At 64.9% G+C, this 21,883-nt stretch carries 21 protein-coding genes; 12 read left to right on the top strand and 9 right to left on the bottom strand.

Annotated features, from left to right (window positions below; translation table 11 throughout):
- Nucleotides 1–2: 2 nt before the first annotated feature.
- Together A9D60_RS13370 and dxs are read left to right on the top strand one after the other, a co-directional pair.
- On the top strand, nucleotides 3–884 hold the full coding sequence (locus tag A9D60_RS13370; protein ID WP_065268058.1) for a polyprenyl synthetase family protein: 882 nt from the start codon (nucleotides 3–5) through the stop codon (nucleotides 882–884).
- A gap of 42 nt (nucleotides 885–926) precedes the next feature.
- Nucleotides 927–2,855, top strand: a complete 1,929-nt coding sequence (dxs, locus tag A9D60_RS13375; protein WP_065268059.1) for a 1-deoxy-D-xylulose-5-phosphate synthase — start codon at nucleotides 927–929, stop codon at nucleotides 2,853–2,855.
- Between the two features lie 53 nt (nucleotides 2,856–2,908).
- On the opposite strand, the gene A9D60_RS13380 is transcribed toward dxs, so the two are convergent.
- Nucleotides 2,909–3,778: an SDR family oxidoreductase gene (locus tag A9D60_RS13380; RefSeq protein WP_065268060.1), complete on the bottom strand. Its 870-nt coding sequence runs from the start codon at nucleotides 3,776–3,778 to the stop codon at nucleotides 2,909–2,911.
- A gap of 73 nt (nucleotides 3,779–3,851) precedes the next feature.
- Here A9D60_RS13380 and A9D60_RS13385 point away from each other — a divergent pair, with 73 nt between their 5' ends.
- Nucleotides 3,852–4,487, top strand: a complete 636-nt coding sequence (locus A9D60_RS13385) for a class I SAM-dependent DNA methyltransferase (protein ID WP_065268061.1) — start codon at nucleotides 3,852–3,854, stop codon at nucleotides 4,485–4,487.
- A gap of 225 nt (nucleotides 4,488–4,712) precedes the next feature.
- On the opposite strand, the gene A9D60_RS13390 is transcribed toward A9D60_RS13385, so the two are convergent.
- From A9D60_RS13390 to A9D60_RS13405, 4 genes are read right to left on the bottom strand one after another with little or no spacing between them, the layout of a single operon-like run.
- A complete protein-coding gene (locus A9D60_RS13390; protein ID WP_065268062.1) occupies nucleotides 4,713–5,498 on the bottom strand; it encodes a carnitinyl-CoA dehydratase in 786 nt (261 codons plus the stop codon).
- Between the two features lie 50 nt (nucleotides 5,499–5,548).
- Complete coding sequence (locus A9D60_RS13395) at nucleotides 5,549–7,576, bottom strand: acetate--CoA ligase family protein (RefSeq protein ID WP_065268063.1); 2,028 nt, start codon at nucleotides 7,574–7,576, stop codon at nucleotides 5,549–5,551.
- A gap of 6 nt (nucleotides 7,577–7,582) precedes the next feature.
- Nucleotides 7,583–7,885, bottom strand: a complete 303-nt coding sequence (locus A9D60_RS13400; protein WP_065268064.1) for a SelT/SelW/SelH family protein — start codon at nucleotides 7,883–7,885, stop codon at nucleotides 7,583–7,585.
- A gap of 3 nt (nucleotides 7,886–7,888) precedes the next feature.
- Complete coding sequence (locus tag A9D60_RS13405; protein ID WP_065268065.1) at nucleotides 7,889–9,052, bottom strand: acyl-CoA dehydrogenase family protein; 1,164 nt, start codon at nucleotides 9,050–9,052, stop codon at nucleotides 7,889–7,891.
- Nucleotides 9,053–9,132: 80 nt separating this feature from the next.
- Between A9D60_RS13405 and A9D60_RS13410 the strand changes: the two genes are divergently transcribed.
- Entirely contained in the window at nucleotides 9,133–10,074 is a 942-nt protein-coding gene (locus tag A9D60_RS13410; RefSeq protein WP_065268066.1) for a GlxA family transcriptional regulator, read from the top strand.
- On the opposite strand, the gene A9D60_RS13415 is transcribed toward A9D60_RS13410, so the two are convergent.
- The gene (locus tag A9D60_RS13415; protein WP_175392961.1) at nucleotides 10,071–11,261 is read right to left on the bottom strand and encodes a hypothetical protein; all 1,191 of its coding nucleotides are present in this window, start codon (nucleotides 11,259–11,261) and stop codon (nucleotides 10,071–10,073) included. The genes A9D60_RS13410 and A9D60_RS13415 overlap by 4 nt on opposite strands.
- Before the next feature lie 84 nt (nucleotides 11,262–11,345).
- Complete coding sequence (locus tag A9D60_RS13420; protein ID WP_065268068.1) at nucleotides 11,346–11,768, bottom strand: glyoxalase; 423 nt, start codon at nucleotides 11,766–11,768, stop codon at nucleotides 11,346–11,348.
- Nucleotides 11,769–11,930: 162 nt separating this feature from the next.
- Between A9D60_RS13420 and ade the strand changes: the two genes are divergently transcribed.
- The 6 genes from ade to A9D60_RS13450 all read left to right on the top strand — a co-directional run bounded on the left by ade (nucleotide 11,931) and on the right by A9D60_RS13450 (nucleotide 18,066).
- Nucleotides 11,931–13,733, top strand: coding sequence for an adenine deaminase (gene ade, locus A9D60_RS13425; RefSeq protein WP_065268069.1), 1,803 nt, complete (start codon nucleotides 11,931–11,933; stop codon nucleotides 13,731–13,733).
- Nucleotides 13,730–15,196: an AMP nucleosidase gene (locus A9D60_RS13430; protein WP_065268070.1), complete on the top strand. Its 1,467-nt coding sequence runs from the start codon at nucleotides 13,730–13,732 to the stop codon at nucleotides 15,194–15,196. Before ade ends, A9D60_RS13430 begins: the two co-directional genes overlap by 4 nt.
- 139 nt (nucleotides 15,197–15,335) lie before the next feature.
- Complete coding sequence (locus A9D60_RS13435) at nucleotides 15,336–15,623, top strand: HU family DNA-binding protein (protein ID WP_019297532.1); 288 nt, start codon at nucleotides 15,336–15,338, stop codon at nucleotides 15,621–15,623.
- Nucleotides 15,624–15,787: 164 nt separating this feature from the next.
- Nucleotides 15,788–16,411, top strand: a complete 624-nt coding sequence (locus A9D60_RS13440; protein WP_065268071.1) for a LysE family translocator — start codon at nucleotides 15,788–15,790, stop codon at nucleotides 16,409–16,411.
- Between the two features lie 75 nt (nucleotides 16,412–16,486).
- Nucleotides 16,487–17,392, top strand: coding sequence for a DMT family transporter (locus A9D60_RS13445; RefSeq protein ID WP_065268072.1), 906 nt, complete (start codon nucleotides 16,487–16,489; stop codon nucleotides 17,390–17,392).
- A 110-nt stretch (nucleotides 17,393–17,502) separates the two neighbouring features.
- Nucleotides 17,503–18,066 (top strand): DUF4202 domain-containing protein, encoded by a 564-nt coding sequence (locus tag A9D60_RS13450; RefSeq protein WP_065268073.1) that lies wholly within the window; start codon nucleotides 17,503–17,505, stop codon nucleotides 18,064–18,066.
- Here A9D60_RS13450 and A9D60_RS13455 read toward each other — a convergent pair.
- Nucleotides 18,063–18,584, bottom strand: a complete 522-nt coding sequence (locus A9D60_RS13455; protein WP_065268074.1) for a glutathione peroxidase — start codon at nucleotides 18,582–18,584, stop codon at nucleotides 18,063–18,065. The genes A9D60_RS13450 and A9D60_RS13455 overlap by 4 nt on opposite strands.
- A gap of 170 nt (nucleotides 18,585–18,754) precedes the next feature.
- Between A9D60_RS13455 and msrB the strand changes: the two genes are divergently transcribed.
- On the top strand, nucleotides 18,755–19,204 hold the full coding sequence (gene msrB, locus A9D60_RS13460) for a peptide-methionine (R)-S-oxide reductase MsrB (RefSeq protein WP_019297528.1): 450 nt from the start codon (nucleotides 18,755–18,757) through the stop codon (nucleotides 19,202–19,204).
- A complete protein-coding gene (gene msrA / locus A9D60_RS13465; RefSeq protein ID WP_065268075.1) occupies nucleotides 19,201–19,716 on the top strand; it encodes a peptide-methionine (S)-S-oxide reductase MsrA in 516 nt (171 codons plus the stop codon). The genes msrB and msrA overlap by 4 nt, the downstream gene beginning before the upstream one ends.
- Nucleotides 19,717–19,864: 148 nt before the next feature.
- Here msrA and A9D60_RS13470 read toward each other — a convergent pair whose 3' ends face one another.
- A complete protein-coding gene (locus A9D60_RS13470; protein ID WP_065268144.1) occupies nucleotides 19,865–21,871 on the bottom strand; it encodes a hydantoinase/oxoprolinase N-terminal domain-containing protein in 2,007 nt (668 codons plus the stop codon).
- Nucleotides 21,872–21,883: the final 12 nt, after the last annotated feature.

The raw sequence follows: 21,883 nt of genomic DNA on the forward strand, positions 1-21,883 counted from the left end.
CCATGACCGCCGCAGACACCCAAACACGCCCCTTCGCGGAGGCGCTGAAAGACGCGCAAGGCCAGATCACCGCGCATATGGAGCTGCGGCTGGCGGGCAGTGATGATCTGCACGCCGCGATGCGCTATGCCATCACCGGCGGCAAGATGCTGCGCGGCTTCCTGGTGCTGGAAAGCGCCCGGCTGCATGGGGTTGCGGCAGAGGCCGCACTTGACGCCGCACTGGCGATTGAGTGCATCCACGCCTACTCCCTGGTGCATGACGACCTGCCCTGCATGGACGACGACGACCTGCGCCGCGGCCAGCCCACTGTGCATAAGAAATGGGATGAGGCGATGGCGGTTCTGGCCGGCGACAGCCTGCAGACCTTTGCCTTTGAACTGCTGGCAAGTCCGACCGTTGGCCCCCACGCGCTGGAGCTGATCCGCGGGCTGGCGCAGTCCTCCGGCAAGGACGGCATGGTCTCGGGCCAGATGCTGGACATCGCAGCGGAAAGTGCTGCTGAGCCGCTCAATCTCGAACAAATCACCAAACTGCAAGGCCGCAAGACCGGCTGCCTGATCGAATGGTCCGCCACTGCCGGCGCGGTGCTGGCAGGCGCCAACCCGGACCCGCTGCGGCAATACGCACGCGCCCTGGGCCTTGCTTTCCAGATCGCCGACGACATCCTGGATGTGGAAGGCGATGCCGCCAAGGTCGGCAAGGCCGTGCGCAAGGATGCCGATGCCGGCAAGGCGACCTTTGTTTCGCTGCTCGGTCTGGCGGAGGCAAAAGCCCGCGCACAGGCGCTTTGCGAGGAGGCCTGCGCCGCGCTGTCACCCTATGGTGAAGACGCCGCAACCTTGAAGGAAGCCGCGCGTTTCGTTATTGCGCGCGACAGCTAACCCCGCGCCACGCCGCTAAAAGGCGCAGCCCAAGGAGACACAATGTCCGACCGGCCCAAGACCCCGCTTCTGGACCAGATCTCGCGCCCCGCGGATCTGAAGGGGCTGACGGATGCGCAGCTGGTGCAGGTGGCCCATGAGCTGCGTCAGGAAACCATCTCTGCCGTCTCCGTCACTGGCGGCCACCTGGGCGCGGGCCTCGGCGTGGTGGAGCTTACCACCGCCCTGCACGCAGTGTTTGACACTCCGCGGGACAAGGTGATCTGGGACGTTTCCCACCAGTGCTACCCGCACAAGATCCTCACGGGGCGCCGTGACCGCATCCGCACCCTGCGGATGAAGGACGGACTCAGCGGTTTTACCAAACGCTCCGAGTCGCCTTTTGACCCGTTCGGTGCCGCCCACAGCTCAACCTCGATCAGCGCAGCACTTGGCTTTGCCGTGGCGCGTGACCTCGGCGGCGTGATCCCCGAGGGCAACGGCGACGCCATCGCAGTGATCGGCGACGGTTCGATGTCGGCCGGCATGGCCTTTGAGGCGATGAACAACGCAGGCCACCTGGGCAAACGGCTTTTCGTGATCCTGAACGACAATGAAATGTCGATCGCCCCGCCGGTCGGCGCGCTGTCCTCTTACCTGTCCCGCCTTTATGCAGGCGAACCGTTCCAGGAATTGAAGGCCGCTGCCAAGGGCGCGGTCTCGCTGCTGCCCGAACCCTTCCGCGAAGGCGCCAAGCGCGCCAAGGATATGCTCAAGGGCATGGCGGTTGGCGGCACCATGTTCGAAGCACTTGGTTTCTCCTATCTCGGCCCTATCGACGGCCACGACATGGACCAGCTGCTGCCGGTGCTGCGCACGGTCAAGGCCCGCGCCACCGGCCCGATCCTGATCCACGTACTGACCAAGAAGGGCAAGGGCTACGGCCCCGCCGAGCGCGCCCGCGACAAGGGCCATGCCACCGCCAAGTTCGACATGGTGACCGGCGAGCAGAAGAAGGCGCCCAGCAACGCGCCCTCCTATACCTCGGTTTTCGGCAATGAACTGGTGAAACTTGCCGCCAAGGACGACAAGATCTGCGCCGTCACCGCGGCGATGCCGGATGGCACCGGCCTCAGCCTGATGGCCGAACGCTACCCCTCGCGCTGCTTTGATGTCGGCATTGCCGAACAGCACGGCGTCACCTTTGCGGCGGCACTGGCGGCGGGCGGCATGAAACCGTTCTGCGCGATGTATTCCACCTTCCTGCAGCGCGGATATGACCAGGTGGTGCACGACGTGGCAATCCAGCGCCTGCCGGTGCGCTTTGCCATCGACCGCGCCGGGCTGGTCGGTGCCGACGGTGCCACCCACGCCGGCTCTTTCGACATCGGCTTCATGTCCAACCTGCCCGGCATGGTGGTGATGGCCGCTGCCGACGAGGCGGAGCTGGTTCACATGGTCGCCACCGCCGCCGCCCATGACGACGGCCCCATCGCCTTCCGCTACCCGCGCGGCGAAGGCGAGGGCGTCGAGATGCCGGAAACCCCGGAGGTGCTGGAAATCGGCAAGGGCCGGATGATCCAACCCGGCAAGCGCGTCGCTCTCCTCTCTTTCGGTACCCGCCTGGGCGAGGTCCGCAAAGCTGCCGAGGCACTCTCTGCCAAGGGCATCACCCCGACAATTGCCGACGCCCGCTTTGCAAAACCGCTGGACCGCGATCTGATCCTGCAGCTGGCCGCGGATCACGAGGCGCTGATCACCATCGAGGAAGGCGCGGTGGGCGGTTTCGGCTCGCACGTGGCGCAGCTGCTGGCGGAGGAAGGCGTCTTTGACAGCGGCCTCAAATACCGCTCGATGGTGCTGCCCGACACCTTCATCGACCAGGCCAGCCCGGCGGATATGTATGAGACCGCGGCCATGAACGCACCGCAAATCGAGGCCAAGGTTCTGGAGGTGCTGGGCGTGGCGACGATTGGTGAGAAACGGGCCTAACCCGGACCAACACTAGGCTGGATCCTGCCTGGGCAGGCCCGGCTATTGTTCAGTTACACCCCCGGCGGCTCCGCCGGCGGCACAAAGCTCTCCATGTCCTCAGCCTCCAGCACCGCCCGCAAACCTTCTCGGTAGGTGGGATAGAGCAGCGCCACCCCCAGCTCGTCCTTGATCAGGCGGTTCCTGACCCGCTTGTTCTCGCCATAGAAACTGCGCGCCATCGGCGTCATACCGGCCTCGTCAAAGGGCACTTCAGCAGGCATCGGCAGGCCCAGCAGTTCGGCGGCATGGCCCAGTACATCCTGCGGCGGGGCCGGGTCGTTGTCGCAGACGTTATAGATGGCGCCCGGACGCGGCTGCGCGATGGAGGCCGCCAGCACCTGGGCGATGTCGTCCACATGGATACGGGAAAACACCTGCCCCGGCTTGATGATCCGCCGCGCCTTGCCTGCCATTAGCTTGGCAAAGGGGCCGCGTCCGGGACCGTAGATGCCGGCCAGCCGGAAGATGTGCAGCGACAGGCCGGGGATCGCCTGCCATTGCGCCTCCGCCAGGGCGCGCCAGTCGCCGCGCTGGCTGGAGGGCGTCACAGGTGTATCCTCATCCACCCATGCGCCGTCGTGGTGGCCGTAAACGGCTGTGGTCGATAGATACCCGACCCACTCCAGATCCGGCGCGGCAGCAATCCGGTCCCCCATCGCAGCCAGAACCGGATCGCCATCCGCATTTGGGCCGATCGAGTTCAGGATATGCGTCACCCCGTCCAGCGGAACGTCCTGCCCGGGCCAGGTGATCATCTCCACGCCATCCCCCGCCGCCACCTCGCGCGAGGTGCCGATGACCCGCCAGCCCTGCGCCAGCAGGCGCGGGGCAAGCGCCCGGGCGGTATAGCCAAATCCAAGACAAAGCAGCGTTTTTCTCATGCCTCCTAGATGCGTTGGCGGCGGCCAGGGCGCAAGGGTTGATTCGAATCCCCCGCACGGCTTTGATGGCCCGATGAAAAAGCAGACACCCGGATTGTCCGATGCCTATGCGCTGAGCACGCCTGAAGATTCGCGGCGGCTTTATGCGGACTGGGCCACCTCCTACGATCAGGATTTCGCCGTTGATCAGGACTACCTGCTGCCCGGGCTGACGGCCAAGGCCTTTGCCGCCGCCGGGGGAACAGGCCCGGTGCTGGACGCGGGCGCGGGCACCGGTCTCTGCGGCCAGGCGCTGCGGGCGCTTGGGGTTGAGCCTGTGGACGCCACCGACATCAGCGCCGCCATGCTGGCCGAGGCCCTGCGCAAGGACGCCTACCGCGACGTGATCGAGGCTGACCTGCTGGAAGGCATCCCGGTGCCGCGCGGCTCATACCGCGGGGTGGTCTCCTCCGGCACCTTCACTCACGGCCACCTTGGACCCGAGGTGCTGCCGGCCCTGCTGCGCGTGGCTGCGCCCGATGCCTGGTTTGCCTTGTCGGTGAATAGCAAGTTCTATGAAAAAGCCGGATTTGCCGAGGCCTTCGACCGGCTGCTGCAGGGGCACTGGATCAAGAGCCTTACCTTGCCGGAACTGCGCATCTACGGCCCGCGCGCCACCGGGGCGCACAAGGACGACACCGCCGTTATTGCACTGTTCCAGAAGGTTTAGCGCCCCCCGTCAGCGCCGGGTCAAGGGAGGCGCAGCCTCCGCGCCGCACGCGCGGCTTGTCCTTGAGGCGGCGATGGCGGATCACACACTCGAACTGGCTGCTTGAGGAGCAGACCTGCTCCTCAAGAGCTTCTCAGCGCAAGGAAAACGCCGCGCGAAGCGCGACGCTTGGCCCAACTGAGCAGGGGCATCTGCAGATGTCCCGCAGCAGGCGGGAGAATTGCGTTACCGCCCCTTCCAGACCGGATCGCGTTTTTCGGCAAAGGCGCGGGCGCCTTCAAGGTTGTCCTCGGAGCCGTAAAGCACATCCACCGTCTTGAGCTGGCGCTGGGTGATCCGGTTCATCGCATCCTGGAACTTGCTGTCCTCGGCGTCACGCACGATTTCCTTGATCGCCGCATAGACCAGCGGCGGGCCGGAGGCCAAGAGCCGTGCCAGCTCCCAGGCGCGGTCCATCAGCTGATCTGCGGCCACGATCTCATTCACCAGCCCCCAGCGGTTGGCCTCCTCGGCATCGAACCAGCGGCCGGTCAGCAGCAGCTCCATGGCGATGTGATAGGGGATGCGCTTGGGCAGTTTCACGCTGGCCGCATCCGCCACGGTGCCGGAGCGGATCTCCGGCAGCGCAAATGTGGCGTGATCGGCGGCAATGATCATGTCCGCCGACAGCGCCAGCTCCAGCCCGCCGCCGCAGGCGATGCCGTTCACTGCGGCAATCACCGGCTTGTTCATATCGCGCAGCTCCTGCAGCCCGCCAAAGCCCCCGACGCCGTAATCGCCATCCACCGCATCGCCATCAGCCGCCGCCTTCAGGTCCCAGCCGGGGCAAAAGAACTTCTCGCCGCCGCCGGTCAGGATCGCCACCCGCAGTTCCGGATCGTCGCGGAATTCGCGGAAGACCTCACCCATCACCCGGCTGGTGGCCAGATCAATGGCATTGGCCTTGGGCCGGTCCAGCGTGACTTCCAGAATGGCGCCGTCGCGGCGGGTTTTCACAGGGCTATCGCTCATCTCATCTCCTCCTGGCATCTGGCATGCCGTTCTGTTTCCGGGCCGCAGCCCTAGTATTTCCGGCGCATCAGCGCATCCGCTGCAACCGCATCCGAAGGGGTGCACAGAAGCGGGTTAATCTCGATCTCCTCCAGACCCAGCGCGTTCTCCACCACGTAAGCCTCGACCGCGCGGATGGCGCGCAGGATCGCTTCGCGGTCCGCCGCCGGGGCGCCCCGGTAGCCTTCCAGCAGTTTGGAAACCCGCAGCGATTTCAGCGCCGCCTCAACCTCCGCATCCGAGGCCGGCAGCAGGAAAGACGCGCTGTCCTCCATCAGTTCGGTCAAAGTGCCGCCCGCCGCCAGTGTCATGACAAACCCGTGCGCCGGGTCCTTGACCACACCGATCAGCAGCTCTGCCACCGCGCCGGTGACCATCTCCTCCACCAGGAAACGCTCCGCAGGCATGTTGAAGGCGGCATCGCTCACCTCCTGACCTGAGTTCAGGTTCAGCGTCACTGCTCCGGCTTCGGTCTTGTGCGCGACGCCTTCACCCTTCAGCACCACCGGGAAGCCGACATCCACTGCCACCGCGCGGGCATTGGTGGCAGACGCCGCCCGTTTGGAGCGCGGAGTGCGCAGCCCATAACTAGAAAGCTGCCACTTGGCCTCGGCCTCTGGCACCAAATCAGGCTCTACGGTTGGGGTTGGCAGCAGCAAGGCTGCCGGTGCGTCCGGCAGCGGCAGGCTGGCCGCCTCGCAGGCGGCAATCGCTTCGCTGAGACCGCAGAACGGCACTACGCCCGCGTCCATCAGCCGGGCCGCCACATCCTCCGGCAGCAGCTCCGGCAGAGTCGCCACCAGGCCAACGTTGGCGCCAGTCCGCTCACGCGAACCGATGGCCGCCTGAATGGTGCATTCCCAGTCCGAGGCATCGCAGCGGTCGTCACGCGGGAAATCCACAATCAGCATGGTCATCGCCAGCTGCGGATCCATCATGGCTGAGAACGCCTTGGTCATCGCTTCGGTATCGCGCCAGATATAGGTGTGGTAGTCGAGCGGATTTGCCAGCGCCACCATCGGGCCGAGTGCCGCGCGCAAGTCCGTCTTCTGACGCTCGTTCAGGGGCGGGAACTCCACCTTCCGCGCATGGCCGGTGTCCGCCGCCAGGCTTGCCTCCCCGCCGGAGCAGCTGATGGTTGCGATGCGGTTCGAGGGCAGCCGCCCTGCCGCATGCAGCAGCTTCAGCGTTTCCAGGAAGGACGGCAGGTCATCCAGACGCGGAATGCCAAGGCGTGAGAGCAAAGCCCCCGCACCCGCGTCACCGCCCGCAAGCGAGGCGGTATGAGAAACAGTTGCGGCCTGGGCCTCAGCCGATTTGCCGACCTTCAGCGCAATGACCGGCTTGCCCAGTTCGCGGGCCCGCGCGGCCAGGCCCTCAAAGGCGCGCAGATCGCCAAATCCTTCGATATGGAGGCCCAGCGCGGTGACGCGGTCGTCCTCCAGCAGCGCCTCGCCAATCGCAGCAATGCCCGATTGCGCCTGATTGCCCGCGGTCACCACATAGGCCAGCGGCAGGCCGCGTTTCTGCATGGTCAGGTTGATCGCGATGTTGGAGCTTTGGGTGACCAATGCCACGCCCTTTTCAACCCGCTGCCCGCCATGCTGGTCCGGCCACAGCAGCGCGCCGTCCAGATAGTTGATGAAGCCATAGCAGTTTGGCCCAAGGAAGGGCATCTCTCCAGCGGCTTCCAGAAGCTGCGCCTGCAGGTCTGCACCTTCGGCGTCCTCAGCGGCCGCCTCCAGAAAGCCGGAGGCAAAACACACCGCCCCGCCGGCACCGCGCGCCGACAGTGCCCGCACCACCTCGATGGTGGCAAAGCGGTTCACGCCGATGAAGGCTGCGTCAGGTGCTTCCGGCAGGCTGTCGGCATCCTTGAAGGCCGGCAGGCCCGCGACCTCTTCAGCCTTGGGGTGGACGGGCCAGATGGTGCCCTCAAACCCCATTTTCTGGCATTGCTCGATCACCAGGCGGCACCATGCGCCGCCGCCGATCACAGCAATGGTTTTCGGGCGGAAAAGCCTGTTTAGAGACTGCATTTGATCTTATTCACCGGTCTTGCCGCGGTCCAGATGGCCGAGGTCTTGTTCAGGATTGATCCGGTCGCGCACGCGGGTCTTCAGCTCTTTCACATCAGGAAAGCCGCCGTCCCGTTTGCGTTCCCAGACCAGCTCCTTATCAACATGGATCTCAAAGATCCCGCCCAAATCGCCGGGAACCAGTGTCACCCCGCCCAAGGCGCCTTGGAAGGTCTGCAGCAGTTCCTGCGCCATCCAGCCCGCCCGCAGCAGCCAGTTGCAGCCGGTGCAGTAGGTAATGGTAACAATTGGTTTCCCAGGTAGGGTCATGGATCAGCCTCCGACGGCACGCAGCATCTCGCGGCTGATGATGTGCCGCTGGATTTCACTGGTGCCCTCCCAGATACGCTCCACCCGCGCGTCGCGCCAGATGCGTTCCAGCGGCAGCTCGTCCATCAGGCCCATGCCGCCGTGAATCTGAATCGCCTCATCGGCAACCATCGCCAGCATTTCGGTTGCTTTCAGCTTGGCCATCGACATGTCAGATTCGGTGACGGTGCCCTGGTCGAACTTCCAGCCGGCTTCCCAGGTCAGAAGATTCGCGGCCTTCAGCTCCAGCGCCATGTCGGCCAGCTTGAAGGAGATGCCCTGGAACTTACCAATCTGCTGGCCGAACTGCTTGCGCTCTGCCGCGTAACTGATCGAGTGTTCCAGCGCCCGCTCAGCGCGGCCCAGGCAGGTGGCGGCAACCTGCAGGCGGGTGGCGCCCAGCCAGGTGTTGGCCACCTCAAATCCCTTGTCGACCTCACCCAGAATGGCGGAGGACGGCAGGCGGCAGTCGTCGAACTCCAGCACCGCGTTGGTGTAGCCGCGGTGGCTGACGTTGCCGTAGCCGTCGCGCACCTCGAACCCCGGCGTGCCCTTGTCGACAAAGAAGGCGGTGATCTTCTTCTTCGGCCCGCGCGGCGTGTCCTCCACCCCGGTGGCCATGAAGCAGATAGCGAAATCAGCGATGTCGGCGTGGCTGATGAAATGCTTGGTGCCGTTCAGGATCCAGTCGTCGCCGTCCTGGCGTGCGGTGGCCTTCATGCCGCGCAGGTCGGAGCCCGCGTCCGGCTCGGTCATCGCCAGGCAGTCCCATTTCTCGCCCTTCATGCAGGGAAACAGGTACTTTTCCTTCTGCTCCTCGGTGCCCGCCAGCAGGATGTTCGACGGCCGCGCAACACCGGTCCAGTGAAGCGCATAGTTGGCGCGGCCCAGTTCCTTTTCGTACATCAGCCAGGTCAGGGTATCGAGACCGGCACCGCCCGCTTCCTCGGGCATGTTGGCGGCATACAGCCCCGCTTCCATCGCCTTTTTCTGCACATCGCGGATCACATCCATGTCCAAGTGGCCGGTGCGCTCGATCTCCGCCTCATGCGGATAGAGCTCCTTTTCCACAAAGGCGCGGGTGGTCTCAACGATCATCATCTGTTCTTCGGTCATCCCGAACTGCATGGCGGTCTTCCTTCGGCAAATCTGTTGCGGATCAGATTACGCCGCTTGCACACGTTCATCATGCAAGGATAGAGATAATCATGCGAAGTTGGACAAAAGATGCCGCTGCGGCGCAGCAATTGGATGTGCTGCTGTTCGATGCCTTTTCGGCCCATTGCCTGGCCAACACGGTGGAGCCGTTGCGTGCCGCCAACACGTTCGCCGGGCGGCAGGTCTATGCCTGGCGGTTCCTGACGCTGGACGGCAGGGCGGCGGTGTCGTCCTCAGGTATGGAGGTGCGGGCGCATGGGAAACTGGGCGATTGCAGCGGTGATCTGCTGATTGCGATGCCGTCTTATGACTTCCTGCGCCATGCTAATGCGGCGACCGCCCGGGCGCTGAAATCCGCTGCCCGCCGGTACAAGGGACTTGCGGGCTTTGACACCGGCGCCTGGCTGCTGGCGCAGTCCGGGCTGCTGGACCGGCGCCGGGCCACCATCCACTGGGAAGAACTGGACCGCTTCACCGAGGCTTTCCCGGAAGTTCAGGCCGAAAGAGCGCGGCAGGTCCGGGACGGCGACCGCATCACCTGCACCGGCGCGCTGGCGGCGTTTGATACCATGATGGAGCTGATCGGCGACCAGCATGGCGCTGCATTGCGGCTGGAAGTTGCCACGCTGTTCATGGCGCCCGAGGCGACAGAGACCCAGGACCCGATCCTGGTGCGCGGCAAGTCGGTTGCCCGTGCGGTTGCGGTGATGCAGGCCAATCTGGAGGCACCCTTGCCGATTGCTGCTGTTGCCAGAAAGGCAGGCCGCAGTCAAAAGGACCTAGAGGCGCGGATGAAAGCCGAACTTGGGGCAACGCCGCAGGCGGTTTACCGGCGGCTGCGGCTGATACAGGCAAGAAAGCTCGTGTTAGAGACTGTTCTGAGCGTTTCCGAAGTCGCCCTGCGCTGCGGCTATGACGACCCGAGCGCGCTGACCCGGGCCTTCAAGGCAGAGTTCGGAACGACTCCGCGCAGCTTGCGCAGCAGCGGTTAGGCCTGCTTTGCAGCCATCCACTGGTTCAGCCGCCACAATCCCCAGGCCAGCGGGATCGCGGCCAGACCGCCGATCACATAGGCCAGCGGCTCATCGGCGAAGGATTCGAACATCTGCGTATAGGCATGGATCGCGGCAAAGGTAAGCGCCGCGTTGAACAGCCCGCGCTGGTGCCGCTGCGCCGCCCAGAAAATCACCGCTGCCAGCACCGCCGCCCAGAGCACCGAATAGACGTTCTCGGAGATAAACAGCGCACTGTCACGGAAGGCATCGCGGGCGGCAGAGTAGCTTTCCCAATCCTCATAACCATCGCTGTAGCGGCCCGGCCCCCAGACGGTTTCGCCCACCACGTCCCCCCACAAGGAGCCGACCAGCGCGCAGAGGTTTGCGACCACAAACCCCAATATCGCCAAGATGCGCAGGTGCCGCGCATCGCGCTCCGCCAGCCGGGACGCGCCCCAGACACACAACACGATCAGCAGCACCATCTGCAGGATCGTCAGCGTCGATTCCGGCGAATAGAACACATAGGCCGCATGGAAATAGCTGGTGCCGGTCTCCAGCATCTGCGCAAAAGGCGCAATCGCCAGCGCGGTGACAAACCGAACATCCACCTGCCAGCCGGCCAGCGCCAGCGCCGCCGCATAATAGAGCAGCGCCAGGTTCCGCAACGGTGAGCCGATGCCGTATTGCTGCAGCAGCAGTTCGATCCCCGCCAGATGCATCGCCAGCCCCATCAGCAGGATCGCGCCCAGCACAAAGCCGGCCGACCAGGCCCCGTGCCGCCAGCGCCAGGTGCAGATCAGCGCCACCAGCGCGCCGGCAGGCAGCATAACCCAGCCGGCGATGTCCTCGTATTTGTCCACCAGCTCAATTCCGGCGCCGCCCATCAGCATGCCCGCGCCGATCAGGGTGGCGGAATTGCCGAACATCCGCAGCGTCTCGCTTCCGCGGGCCAGAACCGCCAGCCCGCCGCCCAGCATCAAGATACCAGTAACTGCCACCGCCAGCGGATCAGCCAGCCAGAAGATGAAGCCGGCGGTGGCGGCGATAATCCCGAAACACAGGATCGCGTTGACCGCCAGCGATACCATAACCTCGCGCGAGCGCGCCTCGATGGTGCGGGCCTGATCCGGGGTCAGCACCCCTTCCTCGACCAGGGCGGTTGTATCGGCAATGGCGTGCATCAGCGGTCCCTCGCGGCATCCAAAAGATTTCCGTCCAGCATGGACTGGCCTTCGCCAGGGGGAAAGGGGAGGAATTCCCAGCCCTTACCCCTTGGGCCTGCTGGGCACCCAGGCGTATCCGTTTTCACACAGGATATAGGCCTCGCGCAGGCCATGCGGCTTATCCGCAGGCGCCTGCAAAATAGTGAACCCTGCTGCTTCCGCCCGGGCCACAGCCGCATCCGGATCGGTATCGTAAAGCCGGAGTTCGATCCCGGCCCCCCGCGGCGGGTTTTCCGGCAGCAGCCCCAGCAGCGGATTTTCCGCATAGGTGCCGTCGCTGTGCAGCTGAAACACCTGACCGCCATAGGTGACAATGGCAAAATCCTTGCTCACCTGATGGCCTTTCATCGCAAGAACAGTCTCTAAGAAGGCAACTTCTGCCGCTACATCCCGTACCAGAAGGTTGATCCCGATCCCGCGCAGGGAGCGGCCGAAACTGTCCGCATCTGTCTGTTCATAATCCATGCCGCCCTTCCGATAGCAACCTAACCACCCTGCAAGTGAACGTTCTGCCACCGCAATGCCAAATGCGTCAGTCTCCGGCGCCTTTCCACCACCCGCATGAAGCTTTGATGGCAAAGCGAGCAATCCGCTTGCCTTCCCGCCCGCAATCGGAACAATTGGATTATGTCAGATAACATTTTTCCGAGCTGGCCCGACTCCGCCCCGCAATTGATCGAAGTAGCCGCAGGCCGCGCGCCTGCCGACACGGTGATCCGGCAGGGCATCTGGGTCAATGTCCACACCCGCGAACAGCTGCCGGGCCATGATATTGCGATCAAGGCCGGGCGCATCGCCTATGTCGGGCCGGATGCCTCTTATTGCACCGGGCCGGAGACGCAGATTATCGAGGCGGATGGCCGCTACATGATCCCCGGCCTGTGCGATGCCCACATGCATATTGAAAGCGGCATGCTCACCCCCGCGGAATTTGCCCGCGCAGTGATCCCGCATGGCACCACCTCGATGTTCACCGACCCGCATGAGATTGCCAATGTGCTGGGCCTGGACGGGGTGCGCTACATGCATGACGAGGCGCTGATGCAGCCGGTGAATATCTTCACCCAGATGCCCAGCTGCGCGCCCTCGGCGCCGGGGCTGGAAACCACCGGCTATGAAATCTCTGCCGAGGATGTGGCAGAGGCGATGAACTGGCCGGGCATCATCGGCCTCGGGGAAATGATGAACTTCCCCGGGGTTGCCAACGCCGACCCCAAGATGCTGGCGGAAATCGCCGCCACCCAACGGGCGGGCAAAACCGTGGGCGGCCACTATGCCTCCCCCGACCTTGGCCCCGATTTCGCGGCTTACGTGGCCGGTGGCCCGGCGGACGATCACGAGGGCACCTGCGAGGCCGACGCCATTGCCCGGGTGCGTCAGGGGATGCGGTCGATGATGCGGCTCGGCTCGGCCTGGTATGACGTCGAAAGCCAGATCACCGCCGTCACCGAGAAAGGGCTGGACCCGCGCAACTTCATCCTCTGCACGGATGACTGCCACTCCGGCACGCTGGTCAACGACGGGCACATGAACCGGGTGGTGCGCCACGCCATTGCCTGCGGCTGCGATCCCGTTGTGGCCCTGCAAATGGCGACGATCAATACCGCCACCCATTTCGGGCTGGAGCGCGAGATCGGCTCCATCACCCCGGGCCGGCGCGCCGACGTGATCCTGACCTCCGATTTGCGCGAACTGCCCATCGAGGTGGTGATCGCCCGCGGGCAGATCGTTGCGGAATCAGGCTCTATCAAGGTCGATTGCCCGCATTACGACTGGCCCGCCAGCGCCCGCGGCACCGTGCACCTGGGCCACGAGCTGACCGCACAGGACTTCGAACTAGCCGCGCCGGAAGGCGCCAATGCCGTCACCGCCAATGTGATCGGCGTGGTCGAAAACCAGGCCCCGACCAAGGCGCTGCGGGCGGAGCTGCCGGTGGTGGACGGGCTGGTCGAAGGCAGCGGCGATGTCTGCCAGATCGCCCTGGTCGAACGCCACCGCGCCACCGGCGGCGTCACCAACGCCTTTGTTTCCGGCTTCGGCTACAGCGGCAAAATGGCGATGGCCTCCACCGTGGCGCATGACAGCCACCATATGATCGTGGTCGGCACCGGCCGCGAACAGATGGCGCTGGCGGCCAACCGGCTGGCGCAGGTAGGCGGCGGCATCACCCTGTATAAGGACGGGCAGGAACTGGCGCTGGTCGAACTGCCGATTGCCGGCCTGATGTCCGACAGCCCCGCCACCGATGTCGCCGCCAAGGCGCAGGTGATGATGGAGGCGATGCAGGCCTGCGGCTGCGCCCTCAACAACGCCTATATGCAGCACTCGCTTCTGGCGCTGGTGGTGATCCCGGAACTCAGGATCTCCGACCTCGGCCTGGTCGATGTGCGCACATTCCAGAAAATCCCGGTAATCGAGCCTGCCCAATGATAACAACAAAACACCCCGGCCATCCGCCGGACGAAAGCTTCAACGACGCAACCGAGGCCGTGGACCGGCTGGAACTGCTTTACCGCCAGGCCACAGGTTTCCTGTGCGATGAGTTCATCCGCGCGATGGCGGACGGCGCGCCGGACAACCAGCGCATCCGCGCCTATTACCCGGAGATCCGGTTTTCCACCCTGACCTTTGCCCAAGTGGACAGCCGCCTCAGCTTCGGCCATGTCTCCGCGCCCGGCACCTATGCCACCACGGTCACGCGGCCGGACCTGTTCCGCAACTACCTGATCCAGCAGATCGGCCTGCTGATCCGCAACCACGGCCAGCCGGTGACCATCAGCGTCTCGGACACCCCGATCCCGGTGCATTTCGCAGTTGCCTCGCGTCCGGATCTGACCGTGCCGCAGGACGGTGCGGCCGGCTTTACCCTGCGCGACGTGTTTGACGTGCCGGATCTGTCGACCACCAATGACGACATCGTCAACGGCACCTATCAGCCCGCAAACGGCACCGGCCCGCTGGCGCTGTTCACCGCCCAGCGCATCGACTATTCGCTGGCACGGCTCAGCCATTACACCGCCACCAGCCCTGAGCATTTCCAGAACCACGTCCTGTTCACCAACTACCAGTTCTACGTGGCGGAGTTCGAAGCCTATGCCCGCGCCCGGCTGGCTGACCCGGACAGCGGCTACACCAGCTTTGTCAGCACCGGCGACCACGAGATCACAGATCCTGACGCGGTGATCCCCGAAGCCGGCAAGCTGCCGCAAATGCCCACCTACCACCTGAAGCGCGAGGACGGGAACGGCATCACCCTGGTCAACATCGGCGTCGGCCCCTCCAACGCCAAAACCGCAACCGACCACATCGCGGTTCTGCGCCCGCATGCCTGGCTGATGGTCGGCCATTGCGCGGGCCTCCGGAACACCCAGGCGCTGGGGGACTTCGTGCTGGCGCATGGCTACCTGCGCGAGGATCACGTGCTGGACGACGACCTGCCGATCTGGACCCCGATCCCGGCGCTGGCGGAAATCCAGGTCGCGCTGGAGGAGGCGGTGGCCGAGATCACCGAATACGAAGGCTTCGACCTCAAGCGGATCATGCGCACCGGCACAGTCGCCACCATCGACAACCGCAACTGGGAATTGCGCGACCAGTCCGGCCCGGTGCAGCGCCTGTCCCAATCCCGCGCCGTGGCGCTGGATATGGAAAGCGCCACCATCGCCGCCAACGGTTACCGGTTCCGGGTTCCCTATGGCACGCTGCTCTGCGTTTCGGACAAGCCGCTGCATGGCGAACTGAAGCTGCCGGGCATGGCGTCGGACTTTTACCGCACCCAGGTTGCGCGCCATCTGCAAATCGGCATAAGAGCTATGGAACGCCTGCGCGGGATGCCATTGGAGCGTCTGCACAGCCGGAAATTGCGCTCGTTCGACGAAACAGCCTTCCTGTAGGGCGGTTTTTTGCAGTTTTCCTAGAAAAAATGCCCTTTTTGGCCTGTGCGGAGCACACAAGAAGTTGTGTTATCATACAACATAACGATAATGTCACGCGATGAGGCCCCACAGTTCGGGCAGTTTAAGGAGACGAAGAATGTCCAAACCGATGACCAAAACCCAGCTTGTTGCCGCTCTGGCAGAGGAAATGGGCAGCGACAAGAAAGTCGCAGGCTCCGCCCTGGAAGCGGTCTGCTCGCTGATCACCCGCGAAGTGTCGGGCGGCGGTGCCGTGACCCTGCCGGGCGTCGGCAAGATCTACTGCCGCGAGCGTCCCGAGCGCGAAGTGCGCAACCCGGCCACCGGTGAGAAGTTCACCAAGGAAGCCGACAAGGTTGTGAAAATGACCATCGCCAAAGCGCTGAAAGACAGCGTCAACGGCTGATACCGGATGTGATCCGGACGGTTTGAGGGCTGCCCGCTGCGGGCGGCCCTTTTCTTTTGCCCCGCAGGCCCGGCCAAACTGTTCGCCCGCCACCGCAGCGTTGCTGATTGCCAAACCGGCCCCAGAGGCGCAGGCTGAGGCCAACGCACAAGGGAGCCTGCACCATGGAGAACGTCAATCTGCTGCTGATCCTGGGTGCCGCTTTGCTGGCCGGCGCCAGCCCCGGACCCGCCACCCTGACCATCGCCGGCACCGCCATGCAGCGCGGCCGCGCCGCCGGGCTGGCACTGGCGGCCGGGGTCAGCAGCGGCTCGCTGATCTGGTCGGTCTCTGCCGCATTTGGACTGGGCGCGGTGATGCTGGCCAATGCCTGGATGTTCGAGGTGGTCCGCTACTTCGGCGCAGCCTATCTGATGTATTTGGCGATCCGCTCGGCGCGTTCTGCCCTGCGTTCCGGCGCCCCGGAACTGCGCCCCTCTGCAGCGCCTTCGCTGCGGGCAGCTTACGCCAAGGGGCTGGCGCTGCACCTGACCAACCCCAAGGCGATCCTGTTCTTCGGCTCGCTCTACGCCATCGGCATTCCGCCCGGCACCGAACCCTCGGCGCTGCTGGTGGTGATTGCCGCCATCGCGGTGCAAAGCACGCTGATCTTCCACGGCTACGCGATCCTGTTCTCCAGCGCCGCCGCCAGCCGTATCTACATCCGCCTGCGCCGCCTGTTCGAGGCGCTGTTCGCCGCCGCCTTCGGTGCCGCCAGCTGGCAGATCTTTGCAGCCCGCCTCAGCTGACAGGGCTTGAATAACGGGGCTTGATCCCGCCGCCCGCTTCCCCGACAGTCCCCCGCAGCAGAAAGGGTTGGGACAATGGACGCACGCGCAATTGCCATGGGGCTGGCCTTTGCCCTTATGTGGTCCTCGGCCTTTACCTCGGCCCGGATCATCGTGCAGGACGCCTCGCCGCTGTTCTCGCTGGCGGTGCGCTTCCTGATTTCCGGCCTGATCGGCGTCGCCATCGCCCGCGCCATGGGCCAGACATGGCGGCTGACTCCGGGACAGTGGCGCGCGACGGTGATCTTCGGCCTCTGCCAGAACGCGCTCTACCTCGGCCTCAACTTCGTCGCCATGCAATGGATCGAGGCCTCCCTGGCCGCCATCATCGCCTCCACCATGCCGCTGCTGGTGGCGCTGGCCGGCTGGATGCTGTTCGGAGAGCGGCTGCGGCCCCTTGGCTACGCAGGTCTGCTCGCGGGCATCCTGGGTGTCGCCCTGATCATGGGCACCCGCCTCAGCGCTGGTGTGGACCTGATGGGGGTTTTCCTCTGCGTGATCGGCGTGCTTGCCCTCACCACCGCAACACTCGCCCTGCGCGGTGCCACCTCCGGCGGCAACTTCATGATGGTGGTGGGGCTGCAAATGCTGATCGGCTCTGCCATCCTGTTTGTCGCTGCCCCGCTGAGCGAGGATATCTTTGTGAACCCCACCTGGCGGCTGGCGGCGGCCTTTACCTACACCACCATCGTGCCGGGGCTGATGGCCACCTTCATCTGGGTGCTGCTGCTGAACCGCATCGGCGCGGTGCGCGCCGCCACCTTCCACTTCCTGAACCCGGTGTTCGGCGTCGCCGTCGCCAGCGTTCTGCTGGGGGAAAAACTGGGCCCGCTCGACGTGCTGGGCGTTGCCATCGTCACCGGCGGCATTCTGGCGGTTCAGCTCGCCCGCCAGCCCGGACGAACGCAACCGGAGCTCTCCCGCGCGGCCAAGCCGGGGTGACGCCCGCCTGCCCCTCGGGCCCGGCGCCGCTGCCGCGGCGCGGACCCGTTGCAAGTGCTTGCGTTTCCGCCTTAACCTGATCCGCAAGGACATAAACAGGAGGACGCGGCATGAGCGCGCAACTATCCCAGGTGCTGGACGCCATCGACGCCGCCAATGCCAAGGACCCGACCCTGGAAGACGGCCAGCCCGCCGCGCTGCTGTATGGCCAGCGGATGAGCGCAGAACAGGAGCGCCTGTTCCCGGACGCTGCCGAACCATTGCAGATCGCTGCCCGCGGCCAGCATGTGGAACGCTGGAAGCTGGAACGCAGCGCTTTCCCGGAAGGACGTGCCGGCTACCTCGCCTGGCGCAAGGCCGAGGCAGAGCACCACGCCGACGTGGTCACAACCCTGATGCAGGACGCGGGCTATGGCGCAGAGGACGTGGACGCCGCGGCAAAAATGCTGCGCAAGGAAGGCATCAAGCGCGACGATCAGGTGCAGGCGCTGGAGGACATTATCTGCTTTGTCTTCCTGAAATGGTATTTTGAACCCTTCGCCGCCAAACACCCGGCGGACAAGGTCCAGCGCATTGTCGAGAAGACCGCCCGCAAGATGTCGGCTGACGCCCGCGCCCGGGTGCTGGGCGAGTTCACCCTGCCCGCGGAGCTGGCCGGCGCCTTCGCCGCCTAAGGCAGATACTTCTCCACGGCATTCACGATACGGCTGGACCCCGGTTTCACCGCCGACCCCCAGGTGCCCGCGACAGAACCGTCCGGCGCAACCAGAACCTTGTTGAAATTCCAGCCAGGCTCAAACCCTGTTTCAGCTCGTACCGCCTGGTAAAACGGATGCGCACCCGGGCCGGTTACCTGGGTGATTTCAGTCATCGGCAGAGTCAGCCCGTAGTTCACGGCACAAAACTCCCTCACCTCTTCAGCGCTGGCCAGTTCCTGGTTGAAATCGTCCGACGGCACCGCCAGCACCACCAGCCCCTGCGCCTGGTATGTGTCATAGAGCTTCTGCAGACCGGCATACTGTCCAGTGAATCCGCACTTGGACGCCGTGTTCACCACAAGCACCGGCCGGCCGCGGAAATCCTCCAGCCGGATTTCTCCGCCATCAATGGAGGCAAAGCTGCCGCCCGCCGGTGCCGCCCCTGCGGCCGCGCCCGTGAGCAATGCAGCCGCCAGCAAAAGAAAGAACCGCATAGCCAAATCCTCACTCAAGGTCCTGCCGTCACACATTACCAGAGTTTCAGACCCTATGCAGGATTGCCTGCCACTCAGCACACGGCTTTGCGAGCCGCCTGTAACAGGGCTTTGCATTTGCGCCTCCAGACCCCATGTTCTGCTGCAACGCGAACAGGCGGGAGGACACCATGACCAAATACTTCAAAAACCCGGACGCCGTTGCAGCGCTGTCGGAGGAAGAGTTCTATGTGACCCAGAACGCGGGCACCGAACGCCCCGGCACCGGCAAGCTGCTCTACAACAAGGAGCCGGGCATTTACGTGGACATCGTTTCGGGCGAGCCGCTGTTTGCCTCCTCCGACAAATACGAATCCGGCTGCGGCTGGCCCAGCTTCACCAAGCCCATCGAATCCGCGCATATCCAGGAACTGGAGGACCGCACCCTCGGCATGATCCGAACCGAGGTCCGCTCCACCCATGGCGACAGCCACCTGGGCCATGTGTTCCCGGACGGGCCGATGGACCGCGGCGGCTTGCGCTACTGCATCAACTCCGCCTCGCTGCGGTTCGTGCATCTGGACGACATGGAGGCCGAGGGTTATGGCGCCTATATCAACCAAGTGGAGGTCGTGAAATGAGCACCACCGAACGCGCCGTCCTGGCAGGCGGCTGTTTCTGGGGCATGCAGGAACTGATCCGCAAACGCCCCGGCGTCATCAGCACCCGTGTCGGCTATACCGGCGGCGACGTGCCCAATGCCACTTACAGGGACCACGGCACCCATGCCGAAGGGATCGAGATCATTTTTGATCCTGCCGTCACCTCCTTCCGGGAGATGCTGGAGTTCTTTTTCCAGATCCACGACCCCACCACCCTGAACCGTCAGGGCAATGACCTGGGGATGAGCTACCGTTCCGCGATCTACTACACGGACGAGACGCAAAAGGCCGTGGCCGAGGACACCATCGCCGACGTCAACGCCTCCGGCCTCTGGCCCGGCAAGGTGGTGACAGAGGTTGAACCCGTAGGTGACTTCTGGGAGGCCGAGCCCGAGCATCAGGACTACCTGCAGCGGCTGCCCTCCGGCTACACCTGCCATTTCGCGCGGCCGGACTGGGTACTGCCCAAGCGCGATACTGCCGCAGAGTAGGCTCTAACAACGCACTTTCAGCCCCGCCGTAACCCGGCGGGGCTATTCACATGCCAGATGCCCAACAGGCGCGCCTGCGTCTCCTGGCTCCAAATATCCCCGCCGGAGGCAGCGGGTTTTCCTGAAAACCCACTCAGTTAAACCTGCGCTAGACGTGCGCCACCCGCGGCCGCCCGCTGGCTTCCACGGTCAGCGTGCCTTCGACAAACACCTCCCGCGACTCCACCTGCGCGGTGCGGATATCCCGCTCCACATGCACATGGATGTCCTCGGCGCCCGCTTCCTCTGCCGCACCGCGGGCCTCACCTGCCAGCGCCGCCTCCAGCGCTGCCAGCGCCTCGTCTGAGGCCTGGTAATCCACTGGCCCGCTCTCCAGATGCACCCGGTATTTGCCCTCTGCGGGCGAGGTCACAGTGCCGCTGCGCCGCATGGTGACCCGCCCCACGACAGCGCCGATGGCATTCGCCACGCCCGCGTGTTCCGGCAGGATCATGTTGCAATGCAGCCGCTCCCCCACCGCCGGGTAATAGCTGGGGGCAGAGGCACCCAGACCCACCACATCGACATTCAGCGCCGCATCCAGCGCCAGCAGCCCGCGATGTTTTGCCAGCCCGCGTTGCATCAGCACATGCCGCGCCAGCTGATCCTCCGGCAGACCAAAACTTTCGGCCTCCTCGGCAAAAGCAGACTCCAGCAAGGTCAAAGCTGTCTGTTCGGTCAGCTGGTCAATGATCATCTGCGCCAGCACCGCCGCATCCTTGGCCACCATGTCGCCGCTGCCCACCCGGCGCCGCGCAAACAGCGTCAGCGCTTTTTCCGCGGCCTCGCGGTCCCAGGCCTCAACCCGGCCCAGCACATGGCTGGCATCCGAAGGCGTCACACCGCTGACCTGCACCAGACCGCGGTCCACCAGCCGGCCCAATGAGCCATGCTCCATCCGGGTGCGCAGGATCTGGCCCAAGGGGTGCACCTGCATCCCGATCCGCGCCAGCAGACCGGCCTCCCGCTCGCTCAGCCCCGCAACCGGCACCCCCGGCACCGCCCGCACGAAACGCCCGTCAAACTCGCCCACGGTGGAATTGCGCAGCTGCTCATCCAGCGCCGCATGCACCACCTCCGGCGCGTCGGTGGCAATCAGCGAGACCGGCACCACCCGGCGCGGCCCCAGGGTCAGCCCGCCGGACAGCCCGCTGGTGTTCAGATGCACCTGGCTGTCACCACCCAGGCCGGTGGTGCGCATCGCCACCGCCTCCACCATGGTGCGGAACGCCCCGACCCGTGCGCCTGCCGGATCAATCGCAGGCTTACCGTCCTTGATCAGCGCCACATCCGTCGTGGTGCCGCCGATGTCGCTCACCAGCGCATGATCCGCGCCGGTCATCCAGCGCGCACCGACGATTGAGGCCGCCGGGCCGGACAGGATAGTCTCGATCGGCCGCTCGCGCGCCTGCTCGCCGCTCATCAGCGCGCCGTCGCCGCGCACCACCATCATCGGCGCCTCGATCCCCAGATCGCGCAAAGTGTCCTGCGCCCGCCCGATTAGCCGGTCGATCATGCCGATGAGCCGCGCATTCAGCACCGCGGTCACCGCCCGCTTGGGCCCATTCAGCTTGGCCGACAGCTGGTGCGAGCAGGTGGCCGGTGCGCCGGTCATCTCATGAATGATCCGCGCTGCTTCCACCTCATGCGCCGGATTGCGGGTGGCAAAGACACTGGCCACGGCAAAGCCTGTCACCCCCTGGCCCTCGGTGCGCAGGAACAACTCAAGCGCCTCTGTGTCCAGGGGCGCAGCCTCGCTGCCCGCATGGGTATGACCGCCCCCGATCACCAGCGCCGGATCGCCCTTCAGCGCGTCCCGCAGCCCGTGCCGGTCCAGATCATCCTCCTTAAAGCCGATATAGATCAACGCCACCCGGCCGCCCTGACCCTCGACCAGCGCATTGGTCGCCAGCGTTGTGGACAGCGCCGCCAGCGATACCTCCTGCGGCTGTACTCCGGATTGCTCCAGCACCGCCCGGATCGCGCCGCCGACGCCAATCGCCAGATCCTGGCGCGTGGTCAGCGATTTGGCAGAGGCGATTACCTCCTTCTCGTCACGGATCAGCACCGCGTCCGTGTAGGTTCCGCCCGTGTCCACTCCCAGCAGCAGCGTCATGCCCAGCCCCTT

Source organism: Leisingera sp. JC1 (genome assembly GCF_001679925.1).
Classification (GTDB): Bacteria; Pseudomonadota; Alphaproteobacteria; order Rhodobacterales; family Rhodobacteraceae; genus Leisingera.